Genomic DNA, 16,655 nt, shown 5'->3' on the forward strand with positions numbered 1-16,655 from the left:
AATCAAAAAATAAGGGGGGTGATTAGCCCCCTGCAATTTTAACTTTAAATTTTAGTCCTTCGAGAATCGCTTTTAGCTTATCTCTGTCATCACCTTGTACTTCGATGATACCGTCTTTTACTGCACCGCCTTGGCCCATTTTACTTTTAATGGTTTTGGCTAATTTTTTTAAGTCATGCTGCTCGCTGTCGATACCAACAACTAACATCACGCCCTTACCTTTGCGTCCTTTGGTTTGACGTTCAATGCGTAAAAAGCCGTCTTTAAAAATTTTACCTTGGCTTGGTTTACTTTCTTTAGGTTGCTCAATGCGACCCGTAGCAGTTGAATAAACTAGATTATTTTCGCTCATGGTAGATCTCGTTATAAAAGCTTGGCTAAATGATAACAAATTTCATCCTAAGTGTTTTAATTTTTGGCTTATTTGTTTTAAGCGGTTATATTTAGTTAAGTATCAGGAAAGATTTGTTTATTAGGAGTTTATTATGAGTTTAACGCGCAGCACTTCTGCTGATGGCGCTATATTAACCGTACAAATCAAAGGAAAATTTGATTTTAATTTGGTGCAATCTTTTCGTCAGGCGTACGCCGATCTCAACGACAATATCGATAAAGTGGTTATAGATCTCAGAGAAACAGATTACATGGACAGCTCAGCGTTAGGTATGTTGCTGAACATGAAAAAAAACCTAACAGGCAAAGTTGAAACAATTCAAATTAGTAACTGCCAACCGCAACTGAAAAAAATCCTGCAAATATCACGTTTTGATAAAAAGTTCGATATTGATTGATGCTTAATATTCTGGTTGTAGACGATCTTGCCTTAAATCGTCGCTTATTAACCGTGATGTTAGAGCAGCAGGGCTACCGTGTTTATAGCGCTGAAAACGGTCTTGTTGCTTTAAACCTGCTCGAAGAACACACCATTGATATTGTGTTACTCGATGTCATTATGCCTGTGATGGACGGCTTTGAAACCGCTGCTATTATCAAAGAGCGCTTTAGCCAAGTCTATTTGCCGATTATTTTTATTACCTCTTTAGAAGACGAAGCGAGTTTTGAGCGTTGCTTAGCGGTTGGCGGCGATGACTTTTTACATAAGCCGTTTCAAGAAGTGATTCTTAACGCGAAAATTAAAGCGCATAGCCGGATCCGTAATTTAAGCCAAAAGGCAAGAGAGCAAAATCTACAACTTGAATATCATCAAAATCAAGTTGAGCGTGAACATGAAATTGTCGAACATATTTTTAATAATGCTCTTGAGAACCAGCAATCTTTTCCAAAGCATTTAGATTTTCATTTATCGCCTGCGGCTATGTTTAATGGCGATATGTTTTTGGTCGCACAAAGCCCATTAGGTAGCTTATATTGCATGCTTGGTGATTTTACTGGTCATGGTTTAGCCGCTGCAGTCGGAGCTCTCCCTGCTTCAAGAGTATTTTATACCATGGTGAGTAAGGGCATGTCTGTGAGTGATATTGCCGCAGAAATCAATTCAGTATTAGGTAAGTTATTACCAGGCCACATGTTTTGTGCTGCAACCATCATAGAGCTTAGCAGTACCGGAAAAAGTATCTCGGCATGGCTAGGGGGCTTACCCGATACCTATATCATCAATCAAAGCGGTGAAGTTATTCGTACCCTTGAATCTCAACACATGGCACTGGGTATTTTAGAAGAAGATGAATTCGAGCGTGCACTTATTCACATTGAAGTAGAAGACACATGCCGTATTGTCATGGCAACCGATGGTATCATTGAAACGACTAGTCCACATGACGAGTACTTTGGTGAGCATCGCTTTAAAAAAGTGCTAGCCTCAAAACCTGCTATTTCTACTGAGCAAGTACTTGAACGAGTCAATAAATTTGCCCGTGGTAGTAAACAACAAGACGACTTGAGCCTCGTATTATTAAATTGCTTACCAATGCGCGAGCCTGAGCAAAAATCAGAGCCGCTATCCGCATTACCTTTTAATTTTTCATTGAGCTTGAACTCAAAGCAAATCAAAAGTACCGATCCGGTGCTGGAAGTTGTTGATGTAATAAGCAAAGTAGCGGGGTTAAATGCACATCGCGCTAATATCTTTTTGATACTCTCAGAAGCGTATAACAACGCTTTAGATCATGGGGTGTTAGGTCTCGACTCAGAGGTCAAAAATCAGGAAGATGGCTTTTTAATTTATTATCAACAACGTGAAGAGGCCCTCGCAAATTTAACCGATGCCTTAATCATTATTGATATTCGTTATTGCCCAGAAGAACTTGCTTTATATTTTACTGTTTGCGACTCAGGAAATGGTTTTAGTAAAGAACAGGCAAATCAACAAAGCCTTGCAAGAGAGCATGGTAGAGGCTTGTGCTTGCTTGGGGAAGTAGCTTCAAAAGTGACCTTCAATAGTGCAGGCAACCAAGTCGAAATTTATTATCAATTAACAGCAAGCAGTACTAGCTCACACTAAAATCGCATGTTATCATTCTGGCATTATAGATGTTTGGATGGCTAAATGATTTCTAACTACTTATCGACAGCTCAGCTTAAATTACCAGAAAATTTGGTTGCTGAGCAATTATCAAACCTTGAACATTATCTTGCAGAGTCAGCTTTACCAGCAGTGCGTTGGGAGTATCAAATTCCTGAGCTAGGCGAGGGTGGTGCGTGTAGCTTGTTTGGCTACTTACAAGATGAACCATTCAAATTAAATGATTATGTTGCCGATGATGCTACCAATACTGAAAAACTGGCTAAGCTTCAACAAATTATCGATTTTGTTGTTGCCCAAACTCACGTTGATTGGTTTGGTATTTATCAAGCGACAGAGACTAATGAAGGTTCTCAGTTATTAAAGCTGGTTTATCATGGTGCACCGAGCCGTCCATTATTCCCGCTAACAGAAGCATTTGCTAAAGGTAGTAACAATGTTCAAGTTGCACTTTCTAAGCAAGGGCGTGTGATCAATAACGTAGCCGATTACCTTGCACAAGGTGGTGAGTATTATACTTGCGACCCGAAGGTGAAAGCTGAGACTTGTTTACCATTATTATCAGACAAAAATGAATGCTTAGGTATTATAGATGCAGAAGCATTTAATAATGATTTCTTTGATCAGCAAACCCTTGCATTACTTGTGGCTTGTTGTATTAAAATTCCTCAACTCTTGGTCTAATTTAACTAGTAATCAGGCTGGGTTTTTATGTTAAGCTAGTGGCAACGCTAACCCCTATAAAAAGAGATAGTCAATGTTCTCAGAATTAAAACCATTACCAACAGATCCTATTCTTGGCCTAATGGCGGCCTTTAAACAAGATACAAACCCAAAGAAAATCGATTTGGGTGTAGGTGTTTATAAGGATGAGCAGGGCAATACGCCTGTATTAAAAGCGGTTAAAAAAGCGGAAGCGTTTCGTTTAGAAAACGAAACCAGTAAATCGTATATTGGCTTGGCAGGTAACCTAGATTACTGTCAAAAAATGGAAAACTTATTACTGGGTGAGCATCCAGCACTTTTAGCTAACCGTGTTCGCACTGCACAAGCACCAGGTGGTACAGGTGCATTACGTGTTGCAGCTGAATTCATCAAACGTTGCAACAAAGATGCGACTGTATGGGTAACTACGCCAACGTGGGCAAACCACATCAGCTTATTTGAAGCGGCGGGTTTAACAGTAAAAGAATACCCTTACTACGATTACGAAAATAAAGACCTTTTATTTGATGACATGATTAATACCCTTAAGCAAGTGCCTAAAGGTGATGTTGTGTTATTCCACGCATGTTGTCACAACCCAAGCGGTATGGATTTAAATGCTGAGCAATGGAGTACCGTTGCTGATCTTGCTGTTGAAGTTGGTTTCACGCCACTGGTTGATATTGCTTACCAAGGTTTTGGTTCAAGCCTTGAAGAAGACGCAGCGGGTCTTCGTAAATTAGCAGCAGCGGTAGATGAGCTAATCATCTGTTCTTCTTGCTCGAAAAACTTCGGTCTATACCGCGAGCGTATCGGTGCATGTTCAATCATCGCTAAAGATGCAGCGACTGCTGATATCTCAAACTCTGTATTATTAAGCGTTGTACGTAGCATCTATTCAATGCCTCCTGCACATGGTGCTGATATTGTTAGCACGATTTTAGGTAGCACTGAGCTGACGCAAATGTGGCACGACGAGCTTGATGAAATGCGTAATCGCATTAATGGTTTGCGTACTTTAATCAAAGAAAGCTTAGCTGCGAAAGGCATTGAGCAAGACTTCTCATTTATTGACCGTCAAAATGGTATGTTCTCATTCCTAGGTATTAATAAAGAGCAAATCGAGCGCTTACAAAAAGAGTACTCTATCTACATTGTGGGTTCTAGCCGTGTAAACGTTGCTGGTATCAGTGATGCAAACATTGATTACTTTGCAAATGCAGTAGCAGACGTTTGTAAGTAACCTGCTTTATAGCGATAAAAAAACCGCAGTGTGCGGTTTTTTTATGCCTGTAATATGTGTTACTACGAGTAGGTATTAATGCAGCCAGCGAATGGCGTCATTGATCATACTGTTGTAGCTATCAAGTGGAGCGCCAATACTCGCTATTAAGATAGTATCCGCTCGCTCACCACGGTTGATGTGGCCAGCGAAACGCTCATCATTGAAATCGTCAGAGCCAGTGCCAAATGGTTGCTCGTCAGAAGGCACAATGAATACCGTCATCGGGCCAAAATCAGACTCAAATACCAAGTGCAGACCTTTTTTGCCTTGAAAGTCACAAAACATTAAATAGGTTACTTTACCTGGTAGCTCATCTAAATGTCCGCCAATGGTGGCAAACTTTTCGTTCACATAGGCAAGGTCTATCGCTTCATGTTTATCTAGCGAGCCTATCTCATGGTATAGGTGCGCAAAGGCATGCTCACCCACGCTGTATAACGTATGTTGTTTGTTAGTGACAAAGAACACACTAATTGCTACTAAAAACGACGCTGCAGCGGCTAAATACAAGCGATTAAAGGCAAAGCGCGACTTAGCCTCAATAATGGTGTCTAGCGGCTGCTCTGAAGGCGCTTTTTCTGCGGCATAGGTATTATCAATAATTCGCTTTGCTAAATTTTCAGGCACGGGGATGTTAAGCGCATTACTTAGTTCATCATCTAAAGCGCGCACATCATCAATAAACGCCTGTTTATCTGTGTCCTGCTCGGCAAACGCTTCAAGTTCCTTATCAATAGTGCTTGGCTCGGCGAGGATGCGGCGGCGAAACTCGAGTTCATCCATTAATTTGATGCTCCTCTAAGTTGATCATCATCACTGCTTAAAGCCTCTTTAAGCTGGTTTCTGGCACGGAAAAGTCGTGTCATGACAGTATTTTTATTTAAATCGAGGATCTGGGCAATTTCATCGCCAGAGCAACCCATTACTACTTGTAATAGCAATGGCTCTCGATACTCTTGTGATAACTTTCCTATTTGTCGTTGAATCACTGTTTGTTCCATTTCAGCATCAAGGGTTGTACTTTGTTCATCTACAAGGGTGTCGTTTTCAACATCGGCGTAATCAAATTGTTTACGTTCAAAGCGGCGTGCGTTCTCGCGGCGCAAAATAGTTAACAGCCAAGGTTTGACTGCTTGTTGATCTTGCAGTGAATCCAAGGCACGCCAAGCCCTCAGGAAGGTTTCCTGCACTAAGTCTTCAGCAATGTTCTGATCACGACACAACCAATACGCAAAGCGAAAAAGCTCACTGTGGTAGACATGAACCAGCGCTTCATATCGCTTTTGTTTTTCTGTCATAGTAACTAAGACCTGCCTATCAGAAAAAAACTTTCTGAGATTATTATTTTTTTCTTAAAAAAACGGCTAATTCAAGATTAGCCGTTTATTTTCTAATAGTTAATCGTAAAGATTTTTTAATTCAGTATCATTACTTGTCGATTTAGTGTGCTTTGTTGCTTGGCTTAGCAAACTGACGATTAAGCTTAAATCAACCTGTTCATCTGCTGAACTATAAAGTTTAGTGCGTAATTTAGCAATTTCATCATTAAGTTGTGTGTTTTTCAGTGATGCTAGTAAACACTCGATGGCGGCTGCATTTTTACCTGTTTGCTGTTTTGCATAAAGGTTCAATGCGTTATAAAACCCTGAGCTATTGTTTTGCTTTGCAAACTGCTTAAGCTCATTTAACGATACTGATGAACCACTGGTAGGTAATGGCTCAGCTGTCGACTGTTGAGGGCGCTTTTTAATGTAAAGCACTAAGGTGATTAACCAAAGTCCATAGCCGACAATTGCCACGATAATAAGCCACACAGGGGTCGTAACTTGCGTAACGGTTTCTACATTAGTTGGCGTATCACTCAGCTCATTAGAGCTTGCGGTTTGCGGCTCTGCGATAGCTGGAGCTGTTGGTGTGAGTGGATTTGTACTTGGCACAACGGTTAGTGTGCGTGAAGGTATGGTCGCATAGCTAATACGATTGATTTTAGTATTAAACCAAGGCAGCTTGATTTCAGGCAATGTGTAAGTGCCCGGTGTTTGCGGTAATAAAGCATAAGAAGCAGTTTGCTGTGAAATAACGCGGCCATCACGTACCAGGTGGTTACTCTCTTTTTCATCAGGGTAACTTCTAAAACCTTGCACCTGCGGCATATCGATATCAGGAAGTTGCTCTTTAGTAACCCCCAATGCGGTTAAGGTGATAGTTCGAGTGATTGGCGTGCCAACTTCAACGGTGTCGTCTTTTGGTTGCCATTGCTCATCAAGGTTAACCAGTTCACTTGGTAGCCATGCACCTGTGTAGTTATCTGGAATTGGCTTGATTTCAACATCAACATCTTCGCCCATCGCTGACACAGCCATTTGGCGATAGTTTTGACGAATACGGCCGTTGAACACAGGTGCCGTAATAGTATTTACGCCACTTTTTTGTGGCTGCACTAAGTACTCACGGGTGATAACTAAATAGCGTTTGCCATTAATTAACTCATAGTCTTCAGATTGCTTGTTAATTGGGGTTAGCTCAGCGTTTTCCATTTCTGGCGTAGTTAAGTTGCCATCAAGCAATTCTTTGTTGTTGTCTAAATACAATTTAACTGTATAAACACCGGCTTCTTGCACGTATAAGCTAGTTGGCTTGATGCTTGTTTTAATGAAGGCTTCTTTATTTTGCTCTGAGGTTTGACTGCGCTTAGCTACCGTTAGCTCAATGGGTTTTGAACTGACACCAGCTACAGTAAATGCAGGGATGGTATAAGTGCCTTGTTTGCGGGTCATCAGCTTTACAGACCAGTTAGTTTGCTTACTGATTTCACCATTAATAATATTAGTGCGCGAGCTAACACTGGTCGGCCCAACAACAAAGTCTTTTAATAGCACCGAAGTGTCTGGTTGTTCGCTGTTAATAGAGTCGTCTGCTGAGATGGTTAAAACAAAAAACTCACCGGCAAGGACAGGGTTTTTATCAACACTTGCCTGTAGCTGGGTGGCAGCCCAAAGCGGCGCTGCCGCGATTAGCAATAAACAACATAATAATCGCATTACCATGATTTTTCGGCTCCTCGTGGACGACGTTGATAGTTTCGTTTTTGTGCTTCTAATTGCATTTTATTTCTTAATAAGATCGCAGGATCATCGGGAACTTTGCGCAGCAGCTGGTTAAGTTGCTGGGCTTTCTCTTTCTCTTCATTAGTCAGTTCAGCCGCTTGTGCCTGCATGGCTTGTTGCTCTGCTTGCTGTTTAGCTTGTTCGTCGTTTTGCGATGGCTGTGGCTGGGCCTCTTGTTGCTCGGGAGCTTGCTCTGGCTGTTGTTCTCCTGATTGTGACGACGTGTCTTTTTCAGATTGCATTTCAGGTTTGTTTTGCTGGTCACTTTCAGACTCGCTTTGTTCACCTTTTTGATCTGATTGCTCACCTTGGTCTGAAGGTTGTTGGCCATCTTGCTGCTCACTCTGCTCAGAGTTTTCGCCTTGCTGTGAATTTTCACCCTGTTGCTTTTGCTGGTTATCTTGCTGGCCATCAGAGTTTTGTTGATCATTGTTTTGCTGTTGATCTTGTTGCTGCTGTTGCTCTTGCTGCTGCAATAACTGTTCTACGAGGGCTTGGTTTTCTTTTGCCTCAGTGAAGTCATTTTTAAGCTGTTGGGCTTGCTTATATGCTTCTATGGCTTGTTCTAGCTCACCTGCCTTAGCAAGGGCATTACCGTAGTTGTACAAACCCGTTGCGGATTTATCTTCACTAAACGCATCCATGGCCGCTTGGTAATTACCTTGCTGATAAAGAGCTGCGCCTTTAAGTTGTGTGTTTTCAGCTTGGGCGGCTTGTTCAAATTGATTTTGCTGATAGGCATCAAGAGCACGTTGGTCTTGGTTTTTAAACACCTCAGGTAATTCGGCGGCGTAAACCTGTTGCTGAGGTAGGAACATAACAAACAAAAAGCCAACTACTAGGCTACTACGGCGAATTAAAAAGAGCGCTAACGGCAATAAAATAATCAGGCCGTAAATACCTGCATCAACACGCCATAACGCTTGGCTTTGCTTCTCATCTTTGAGTACTTCAGCATTGGCGGTTGGGGCAAATGTTTGAATATCTTGATTACTAGTTTGATACAGTGCAAATTTGCCACCGCTGTTGCGTGCAAGCGAACTTAAGCGGCTGACATTAAGTGTTGGAATCACAATCTGTCCTTGAATGTCTTTTAAAAAGCCTCCTTCAGGTAGCTTAATCGGCGCACCTTGCTCTGTGCCAACTCCGTAGACATTTAAACGATAATTAGACTGAGCGGTAAAGCGGCTAATATCTTCTTGATCTAGGCTATCAACTCCATCTGTGACTAAAATAATATCACCATCTAAATAGCCAGCTTGTTTAAGTAAGTCGTCGGCTTTTTCTAGGCCTTCAATAACATTTGAACCTTTGCTCGGCATGATATCAGGGCTTAGGCTTGGGATAAGGTTAGCCAAAGTGCTAGCGTCATTGGTTAGCGGCGAAATGGTAAATGCAGAGCCTGCATAAGCCACTAATGCCGTATCACCTTCTTTGAAAAGCTCAATCATATCAAGTGCTTTAAAGCGAGCCTGCACTAATCGGCTTGGTGCGATGTCGGTACTGAACATGGAGTACGACATATCCATCACAATGACCCGCGCATTCTTTGCTTGAAACACGGGAACTTGTTTTTTCTCAAAGCTTGGACCTGCTGAAAAAACGATGGCTAACAGGATAAACACCGCAACTAACCAAAGCGGTTGGCTTTGTTTTTTATGGTTATCGCTCATTACAAATTGTGCCAAATGGGGGGCAATTAAATCAGCGGGGGCGCTTTTTTTGTTGCGTACCAACAGCACACTAAAAATAATCAGCGCGGGGATTAATAACCAAAGTAGGGCAGGGCGAATAAATTCAAAATCCATACTAGCTCTCCTGCTTAAATTGGCGAATAAAACTCACGAGCATTGCTAAGCTTATTAAGCCTAGCGCCACAAGCAGTGGAATATAAAACAATGAAATTTGTGGGCGGAACGTTTGTTCATCGCTACTAATTGGCTCAAGCTTATCGAGCTCTTGATAAATTTGCTGTAAGCCAGCCACATCTTTTGCTCTAAAGTATAAGCCGCCGGTTTGCTCGGCAATACGCTTGAGTAGGCTTTCATCTAAGTTACCGCCACTCATCCCCCCCATATTAAATAGGCTGAAACCACGCGGGTTATCAGAGCCAACACCTATGGTATATACCTTAATGCCTTCTTCGCGGGCTAACAGCAGGGCATCTTCTGGATCAAGGTTACCGGCGGTGTTTTGACCATCGGTTAATAGTACAACGATACGGTTACTTTCATCTTTATTAGCAAAACGCTTTACAGATAAACCTAATGCATCACCAATGGCTGTTGCTCTACCTACTAGACCAATTTGCGCTTCGCTGAGCATTTGGCTCACGGTTTTAACATCACGAGTAAGAGGCGTTTGTAAAAATGCGGTATCACCAAATAAGATAAGACCAAGGCGGTCACCTTGACGCTGTTCAATAAAGTCACTGAGTACGGCTTTTACCATGGTAAGCCTATCAACATACTGATTCTGGTAGGCCATATCTTGCTCTGTCATCGAGCCAGATAAATCCACCGCCAGCATAATATCGCGGCCTTCATTAGGCAGTGTGATAGGTTCATCAAGCCAAGTTGGATTTGCAATAGCGACAACTAAAGAGATCCAAACAGCCCATTCAAGCAATGAAACTTTTCGGCTGTGTTGCTGTACTGCTTGATTATTTAAGCCAAGCTTAGCAAAGCCAGGAATACGTAAACGTAACTGCCCTTGTTGCTTTAACGGCATAAAGCGGCTTAATAACCAAGGTAGGGGTAAAAGCACAAAACACCATGGCCAACTAAACTCAAACATTAATTGGCTCCTTGAGTTTAAAGTTGCTAATAGCACTGCGTAATTTAGCCCCGAGCTCAGCATTATTACTTTGTTGTTGATAAAGCGGCATCAACTCGTCGTAACTAAAGTTGTCGCCACTGAGTTTAGATAAACTTTCTGACCACTTAGCCAAAGGCTGAGAAGCAAGCTGACTGCTGTAATAATGACGAGTTAAGCGTTTTAAAATAATGTGTAGCTCTTGCGCGTCATCATCACTAAGGGTTTTACTTAATTTAATGGCTTGTTTTTTGGCTTTTTTAAACTGCTGGTTTTTATATAAAAGCACTAAGCCGAAAATTATTAACGAACCAACTAAGGCGATAATTAGCCACCAAATTGGAGCAAGTGGCCACCATGCAACCTCGGTCGGTGCAATGACATCATGTAAGCCATCTAGCGGATTTTTTTGCATTGTTACTTTCTCACTAATTGCAGCTCAAGAGGAGTGGCTGCACTGAATGAAATTAAACTAAGCCCAGATTTTTGTAAGCGTTTTAATCTGTTAGAAAACGACTCTTCGGCAGACTTAGCAAAGCGCTCGCGAAATTGCTTATCCATTAGTGGTAAAGCAAGCTCTTGGCCATTTGCCGACACTGTCACCGTTTGTTTAAAAGCAGGTAGCTGGTGCTCGAACGGATCGCTAATATGACAGCCAATCAATTCACAGTGCCTGCTCAGCATTTCAAGTTGTTTGAAACTTGCTTCATCAAGGGCGCTAAAATCAGAGACGATATAAACCAAGCTCCCTGGTTTTGCTAAATGATTAAGACGTTTAAGGTTTTCGCTGAATAAGCTGGTGGCTGTTTGATCGATATTAGTCAGAGCTTGGCTGTGAATATCACATAAGTTGTGACAAAGCTTTAACACAGCTTTCTCTCGTGAGGTCGGTTTTAATTCGTGATGACCTTGCTGGTTAAATACCAAGCCACCAATGCGATCACCTCGTTGACACGCCGACCAAGCAACCAGTGCGCTAATGTGCGCTGCTTGCACCGACTTTAACAGTAACTTTGAGCCAAACAGCATCGAGTTAGAAAAGTCGGTAAATACAAAAACTGGGCGTTCTTTTTCTTCTTGAAACAACTTAGTGTGGGTTTCGCCAGTGCGTGCGGTAACACGCCAGTCGATAGAGCGTATGTCATCACCGGCTTGGTAATGACGCACCTCGGCAAACTCCATACCGCGCCCTTTATGAGGTGCAAGGTATTGCCCAGCTAAGCTGTTTTTGATTTTTACTTTGGGCGCAAGTTCTAGCAAACGAGCTTTGGCTTTGTAATACATCAACTCTTTGAGTGATAAATTGACGCCTTGACTATGACTCGCTGCTAACCACGCCGCTGTATCAAATTGGCTCGACATAGCTTATGGCACTGCCACCAATTCTAAAATACGGCTGATCACATCGTCTTTACTGATGCCATCGGCCTGTGCTTCGTAACTTAAGATAATACGGTGACGCAATACATTATGCAGCACTGCTTGAATATCATCTGGGGCAACAAAGTCACGGCCTTCTAGCCAAGCATGCGCGCGGGCACACTTATCAAGGGCAATGGTTGCACGCGGACTTGCGCCATATTCAATCCAGCGACCAAGTTGCTCATCAAGCTCTGCTGCTTCACGAGTGGCAACAATTAACTGTACTAGGTATTTCTCAAGCGGCTCAGCTAAATACAAACCTAATATCGCTTTACGGGCAGCAAATAGCTCACTTTGACTAATTTGTTGTGTCGTTGCCTGCATATCAGAAATAGCCTCGCCACGGGTTAGGCGTAGGATATCTAATTCGTGTTCAGCACCCGGGTAATCAATGCTCAAATGCAATAAGAAGCGGTCAAGCTGAGCTTCTGGTAGTGGGTAAGTGCCTTCTTGTTCTAGCGGGTTTTGGGTTGCCATAACCATAAACAGATCAGACAGTGGATAGGTGTTTTTGCCTACCGTTACTTGGCGTTCAGCCATAGCTTCTAGTAGGGCTGATTGCACTTTAGCAGGGGCACGGTTTATTTCATCAGCCAAAATTAGGTTATGAAATAACGGGCCCTTTTCAAATACGAACTCACTGGTTTGCTGGCGATAAATATCGGTACCAGTTACATCTGCTGGTAATAAGTCTGGGGTAAATTGCACACGTTGGAAACTGCCTTCAACGCCTTTCGCTAAGGCATTGACTGCACGCGTTTTCGCAAGACCCGGAGGGCCTTCAACTAATAAGTGGCCATCTGCCAAAATTGCGATTAACAGTGCTTGAGTTAATTGTGGTTGGCCGATAATTTGCGTGTCTAGGTATGATTTTAATTGTGAAAATGCGTTAACTGCCATAATAAAAAGACTGTCCTAAAAGCGTGAGTCAAAAATTGTTTTTGTTATGCGCCAATACGTTATGTTCAGTACCGATAAATTCTTTGCGCGGTACCGTGGTGGGGCGCTATTAACAAGTTATAAGGATTCAAAAGTTATAACACAAGTGTTAGACACAAAATCCTCAAATAGTTCGTTATTTTTTAAGGATTTTTAGCCTACCATATAAATACGGTGTTTTTTTGTAAATAGGCCGAAAAAAGCCTATGGTTGAAAACTTACTATTGGCATTCGTACACGGGTTGTTTTAGAATCAGGAAAAACAAACAGGTCAGACCTGTCAGCGGGAGAGCATAAATGTCTGAGCAAAATATACTTAAAACAGCAAAAGGCGATCGTATCGCTATCGTTAGCGGCCTGCGAACGCCATTCGCAAAGCAAGCCACAGCATTCCATCATGTACCAGCCCTTGATATGGGTAAGTTAGTTGTCAACGAAATGCTTGAACGACTTAACTTTGATAAATCTGAAATTGACCAACTTGTATTTGGACAAGTAGTGCAAATGCCAGAAGCGCCAAACATTGCCCGTGAAATCGTATTAGGTACGGGTATGCCTGTTTCTGTTGATGCATATTCTGTTTCGCGTGCGTGTGCAACAAGTTTCCAAGCCATTGCTAACGTAGCCGAGTCAATTATGGCAGGCTCAGTGCAAGTAGGTATTGCCGGTGGTGCTGACTCATCGTCTGTATTACCTATTGGTGTTAGTAAAAAATTAGCGGGTAGCCTTGTTGATTTAAACAAAGCACGTACGCTTGGTCAGCGATTAAAGATTTTCTCTAAACTACGTCTAAAAGATTTACTTCCTGTTCCGCCTGCGGTCGCTGAGTACTCTACTGGTTTATCTATGGGTCAAACAGCAGAGCAAATGGCGAAAACACATAGCATCAGCCGTGAAGATCAAGATGCCTTAGCACATCGTTCGCACACCCTTGCAAGTCAGGCGTGGGCTGATGGTAAACTTAAAGATGAAGTAATGACTGCACATGTTGCACCTTATAAGAGCTTTATTGAGCAAGACAATAACATTCGTCATAACTCAACGGTTGAAGGCTACGCGAAATTAAAACCAGTATTTGACCGTCAGCACGGATCAGTGACTGCAGCTAACGCAACGCCATTAACTGATGGGGCGGCTGCGGTATTAATGATGAGTGAGAGTAAAGCCAAAGCATTGGGTTACGACATTCTAGGTTATGTACGCAGTTTTGCTTTCTCAGCAATTGGTGTACATGAAGATATGCTAATGGGTCCGGCGCATTCAACGCCAATTGCCCTAGATAGAGCAGGTATCACATTAGCTGATTTAGACTTAATCGAAATGCATGAAGCATTTGCAGCGCAAACACTGGCTAATATGAAGATGTTTGCGTCAGATAAATTTGCACAAGAAAAGCTAGGTCGCAGCAAAGCGATCGGCGAAATTAACATGGACAAGTTCAATGTATTAGGTGGCTCACTTGCATACGGTCACCCATTTGCGGCAACAGGTGCGCGCCTGATCACGCAAAGCTTACATGAACTTAATCGTCGCGGTGGCGGCTTAGCGCTTACGACTGCGTGTGCAGCGGGTGGCTTAGGCGCAGCCTTTGTATTGGAGAGTGCGTAATGACAGATTCAGTATTTAGTTTATCAGTGGCTGATGACGGCGTAGCCGTTGTAACCATTGATGTGCCGGGTGAGAAAATGAACACCCTGCGCAGTAGTTTTGCAGAAGATTTAAAAACCTTACTCAAAGACGCACAAGCGCAAGCAGTAAAAGGCATGGTATTTATTAGTGGTAAAAGCGATAACTTTATCGCCGGTGCTGATATTAAAATGCTTGATAGCGCCAATAGCCGTGAAGATGCATTAGCGTTAAGCGAAATGTGTCAGCAAGCATTTTTCGATATGAAAAAGCTGCCTTTTCCAACAGTAAGTGCTATTCATGGTGCTGCATTGGGCGGCGGTTTAGAGTTTGCTTTAGCGTGTGATTATCGCGTGTGTTCAGACAGCGATATCACTAAGCTTGGTTTGCCAGAAGTACAGTTAGGCTTATTACCTGGTGGTGGCGGTACTCAACGTTTACCTAAATTAGTTGGCTTGCAAAAAGCACTTGAGTGGATGCTTACAGGTAAGCAAGTGCGTGCTAAGCAAGCGAAGAAAACAGGCTTAGTAAATGACTGTGTACCACACAGTGTATTACTTGACGTTGCAAAAGAGTTTGCCCTGAAAGGTAAGGCGAAGGCTACTAAACCTAAGCTAGACCGTTTAAGTCAATTACTTGAGTCAAACCCATTTGGTCGCAATATTATTTTCAAAAAAGCACAAGAAAACGTGCTGAAGAAAACAGGCGGTCACTACCCGGCACCTTTAGCCATTATTAAAGCTGTTCGTGCAAGTGTTGAACTTGATCAGTTAAAAGCATACAAAACTGAAGCTGAAGGCTTTGCCACGCTGGTAATGAGTGATGAGTCAAAAGCATTACGCGGTATTTTCTTTGCAACCACTGAAATGAAAAAAGAGTGGCGTAATGATGATGCGCCAGCAATCGCTAAAGCGGCAGTATTAGGCGGCGGCCTCATGGGCGCGGGTATTGCCCATGTTAGTGCTGTAAAAGCGGGTGTTCCAGTGCGCATTAAAGATGTGGCTGAAAAGGGCATCAGCAATGCAATGAACTACAGCTATAAGATTTTAGATAAAAAGCAAAAGCGTCGTATTTTATCTAAAGCTGATCTACAACAAACCATGAACCGCATTACCGGCACCACCGATTACAGCGGCTTTAAACACATTGATATCGTTATCGAAGCCGTGTTTGAAGATCTTGCTTTAAAGCAAGGTATGGTGGCTGATGTAGAACGTGAGTGCCAAGACAACACGATTTTTGCAAGTAATACCTCATCATTACCAATTGCACAAATTGCTGCTGATGCAGCACGCCCAGAAAATGTAATTGGTCTGCATTACTTCTCACCTGTTGAGAAAATGCCACTTGTTGAGATCATTCCACATGAAGGTACGTCTGAAGAGACTATCGCACGCGTTGTTAACTTCGCCCGTAAGCAAGGTAAAACACCAATTGTGGTTAAAGATATGGCTGGTTTCTATGTAAACCGTATCTTAGCGCCTTATGTCAATGAAGCGGCTAATTTACTGCTAGCAGGTGAGCCAATTGAAAAGATTGACCAAGCATTGGTTGAGTTTGGATTCCCGGTAGGGCCTTTAGCGCTTCTTGATGAAGTAGGGATTGATATCGGTTCTAAAATTGCGCCAATCCTTGAAAAAGAATTGGGCGAGCGCTTTAAAGCGCCGGATGCCTTTAATCGCTTAATCGATTCTAAGCGTTTAGGTCGTAAGACTGGCCGTGGTTTTTATCTTTACGACAAGAAAGATAAAAAAGTGGATGAGTCAGTTTACGAGCTACTTGGTGTTACGCCATCACCTCGTTTAAACAAGAGCGAAATTGCTAAACGTTGTGTTGCGCAAATGCTGAATGAAGCGGTGCGCTGTTTAGATGATGGTATTATTGCAAGCCCACGTGACGGTGATATTGGTGCTATTTTTGGTATCGGTTTCCCACCATTCTTAGGCGGTCCATTTAGCTATATGGATAAACTGGGTGCAGCACAAGTGAGCTCTGAAATGGCGACTTTTGCTAACTACAACCCAATTTTCACACCTTGCGATACGTTAAAAGCAATGGCTGAAAAAGGTGGTCGTTTTTACCAAGCAGAAAGCGAAGAGCCGGCAGTAGTTGAAGCTACGCCTGTCGATCCGGTTGAAGTAACCAAAGAAGTGGTTGAAGACGAGCAAGCGTCAGAAGATGCTGATACAGAAACGACTAAAAGCTAATTCTTTAAATTAGTTAATTTTAAAAGCCCTGCTCATTGAGCGGGGCTTTTTTCTTCTATATTGGCCAT

At 42.5% G+C, this 16,655-nt stretch carries 14 protein-coding genes and 1 pseudogene; 6 read left to right on the forward strand and 9 right to left on the reverse strand.

Annotation, left to right across the window (positions count from 1 at the left end; translation table 11 throughout):
• Positions 1-22 precede the first annotated feature (22 nt).
• Positions 23-352 carry a translation initiation factor gene (locus AN394_RS02510; RefSeq protein WP_055020714.1) on the reverse strand — a complete coding sequence of 110 codons (330 nt, stop codon included), beginning with the start codon at positions 350-352 and terminating at the stop codon, positions 23-25.
• Between the two features lie 133 nt (positions 353-485).
• Between AN394_RS02510 and AN394_RS02515 the strand changes: the two genes are divergently transcribed.
• The 4 genes from AN394_RS02515 (at position 486) to AN394_RS02530 (ending at position 4,430) form a co-directional block, all read left to right on the forward strand.
• Complete coding sequence (locus AN394_RS02515; protein ID WP_054562148.1) at positions 486-791, forward strand: STAS domain-containing protein; 306 nt, start codon at positions 486-488, stop codon at positions 789-791.
• A complete protein-coding gene (locus AN394_RS02520; protein WP_055020715.1) occupies positions 791-2,461 on the forward strand; it encodes a fused response regulator/phosphatase in 1,671 nt (556 codons plus the stop codon). The genes AN394_RS02515 and AN394_RS02520 overlap by 1 nt, the downstream gene beginning before the upstream one ends.
• A 45-nt stretch (positions 2,462-2,506) precedes the next feature.
• Positions 2,507-3,166: a GAF domain-containing protein gene (locus AN394_RS02525; RefSeq protein WP_054562146.1), complete on the forward strand. Its 660-nt coding sequence runs from the start codon at positions 2,507-2,509 to the stop codon at positions 3,164-3,166.
• Positions 3,167-3,239: 73 nt separating this feature from the next.
• Positions 3,240-4,430, forward strand: coding sequence for an amino acid aminotransferase (locus tag AN394_RS02530; RefSeq protein ID WP_054553227.1), 1,191 nt, complete (start codon positions 3,240-3,242; stop codon positions 4,428-4,430).
• Between the two features lie 75 nt (positions 4,431-4,505).
• Here the strand turns inward: AN394_RS02530 and AN394_RS02535 are convergent, their stop codons facing one another.
• From AN394_RS02535 to AN394_RS02570, 8 genes and pseudogenes are all read right to left on the reverse strand, one after another.
• Positions 4,506-5,255, reverse strand: a complete 750-nt coding sequence (locus AN394_RS02535; protein ID WP_054562144.1) for a DUF3379 family protein — start codon at positions 5,253-5,255, stop codon at positions 4,506-4,508.
• Positions 5,255-5,803 (reverse strand): annotated as a pseudogene (locus tag AN394_RS02540) (sigma-70 family RNA polymerase sigma factor); the annotation flags it as partial. The pseudogene AN394_RS02540 and the gene AN394_RS02535, both read right to left, overlap by 1 nt.
• Positions 5,804-5,869: 66 nt before the next feature.
• Complete coding sequence (locus tag AN394_RS02545) at positions 5,870-7,519, reverse strand: BatD family protein (protein WP_055020717.1); 1,650 nt, start codon at positions 7,517-7,519, stop codon at positions 5,870-5,872.
• Entirely contained in the window at positions 7,513-9,387 is a 1,875-nt protein-coding gene (locus AN394_RS02550; RefSeq protein ID WP_055020718.1) for a VWA domain-containing protein, read from the reverse strand. The genes AN394_RS02545 and AN394_RS02550 overlap by 7 nt, the downstream gene beginning before the upstream one ends.
• Before the next feature lies 1 nt (position 9,388).
• Positions 9,389-10,375, reverse strand: a complete 987-nt coding sequence (locus AN394_RS02555; RefSeq protein WP_054562140.1) for a VWA domain-containing protein — start codon at positions 10,373-10,375, stop codon at positions 9,389-9,391.
• Positions 10,368-10,808, reverse strand: coding sequence for a DUF4381 domain-containing protein (locus tag AN394_RS02560; protein ID WP_054562139.1), 441 nt, complete (start codon positions 10,806-10,808; stop codon positions 10,368-10,370). The genes AN394_RS02555 and AN394_RS02560 overlap by 8 nt, the downstream gene beginning before the upstream one ends.
• Before the next feature lie 2 nt (positions 10,809-10,810).
• Positions 10,811-11,755, reverse strand: coding sequence for a DUF58 domain-containing protein (locus AN394_RS02565; protein ID WP_055020719.1), 945 nt, complete (start codon positions 11,753-11,755; stop codon positions 10,811-10,813).
• Positions 11,756-11,758: 3 nt separating this feature from the next.
• A complete protein-coding gene (locus tag AN394_RS02570; protein ID WP_055020720.1) occupies positions 11,759-12,715 on the reverse strand; it encodes a MoxR family ATPase in 957 nt (318 codons plus the stop codon).
• Positions 12,716-13,051: 336 nt separating this feature from the next.
• On the opposite strand from AN394_RS02570, the gene fadI reads away from it, so the two are divergent.
• Both fadI and fadJ read left to right on the forward strand, forming a co-directional pair.
• A complete protein-coding gene (gene fadI, locus AN394_RS02575) occupies positions 13,052-14,362 on the forward strand; it encodes an acetyl-CoA C-acyltransferase FadI (protein WP_054553218.1) in 1,311 nt (436 codons plus the stop codon).
• A complete protein-coding gene (fadJ, locus tag AN394_RS02580) occupies positions 14,362-16,587 on the forward strand; it encodes a fatty acid oxidation complex subunit alpha FadJ (protein ID WP_054562137.1) in 2,226 nt (741 codons plus the stop codon). Before fadI ends, fadJ begins: the two co-directional genes overlap by 1 nt.
• The last annotated feature ends 68 nt before the right edge of the window (positions 16,588-16,655 follow it).

The organism is Pseudoalteromonas sp. P1-26 (genome assembly GCF_001401795.1).
Lineage (GTDB): Bacteria > Pseudomonadota > Gammaproteobacteria > Enterobacterales > Alteromonadaceae > Pseudoalteromonas.

Excerpts from the sequence above, each read along its gene's own strand:
- AN394_RS02510 (WP_055020714.1), bottom strand. The coding sequence starts at position 352 with ATGAGCGAAAATAATCTAGTTTATTCAACTGCTACGGGTCGCATTGAG.
- AN394_RS02515 (WP_054562148.1), top strand. The coding sequence starts at position 486 with ATGAGTTTAACGCGCAGCACTTCTGCTGATGGCGCTATATTAACCGTA.
- AN394_RS02520 (WP_055020715.1), top strand. The coding sequence starts at position 791 with ATGCTTAATATTCTGGTTGTAGACGATCTTGCCTTAAATCGTCGCTTA.
- AN394_RS02525 (WP_054562146.1), top strand. The coding sequence starts at position 2,507 with ATGATTTCTAACTACTTATCGACAGCTCAGCTTAAATTACCAGAAAAT.
- AN394_RS02530 (WP_054553227.1), top strand. The coding sequence starts at position 3,240 with ATGTTCTCAGAATTAAAACCATTACCAACAGATCCTATTCTTGGCCTA.
- AN394_RS02535 (WP_054562144.1), bottom strand. The coding sequence starts at position 5,255 with ATGGATGAACTCGAGTTTCGCCGCCGCATCCTCGCCGAGCCAAGCACT.
- AN394_RS02545 (WP_055020717.1), bottom strand. The coding sequence starts at position 7,519 with ATGGTAATGCGATTATTATGTTGTTTATTGCTAATCGCGGCAGCGCCG.
- AN394_RS02550 (WP_055020718.1), bottom strand. The coding sequence starts at position 9,387 with ATGGATTTTGAATTTATTCGCCCTGCCCTACTTTGGTTATTAATCCCC.
- AN394_RS02555 (WP_054562140.1), bottom strand. The coding sequence starts at position 10,375 with ATGTTTGAGTTTAGTTGGCCATGGTGTTTTGTGCTTTTACCCCTACCT.
- AN394_RS02560 (WP_054562139.1), bottom strand. The coding sequence starts at position 10,808 with ATGCAAAAAAATCCGCTAGATGGCTTACATGATGTCATTGCACCGACC.
- AN394_RS02565 (WP_055020719.1), bottom strand. The coding sequence starts at position 11,755 with ATGTCGAGCCAATTTGATACAGCGGCGTGGTTAGCAGCGAGTCATAGT.
- AN394_RS02570 (WP_055020720.1), bottom strand. The coding sequence starts at position 12,715 with ATGGCAGTTAACGCATTTTCACAATTAAAATCATACCTAGACACGCAA.
- fadI (WP_054553218.1), top strand. The coding sequence starts at position 13,052 with ATGTCTGAGCAAAATATACTTAAAACAGCAAAAGGCGATCGTATCGCT.
- fadJ (WP_054562137.1), top strand. The coding sequence starts at position 14,362 with ATGACAGATTCAGTATTTAGTTTATCAGTGGCTGATGACGGCGTAGCC.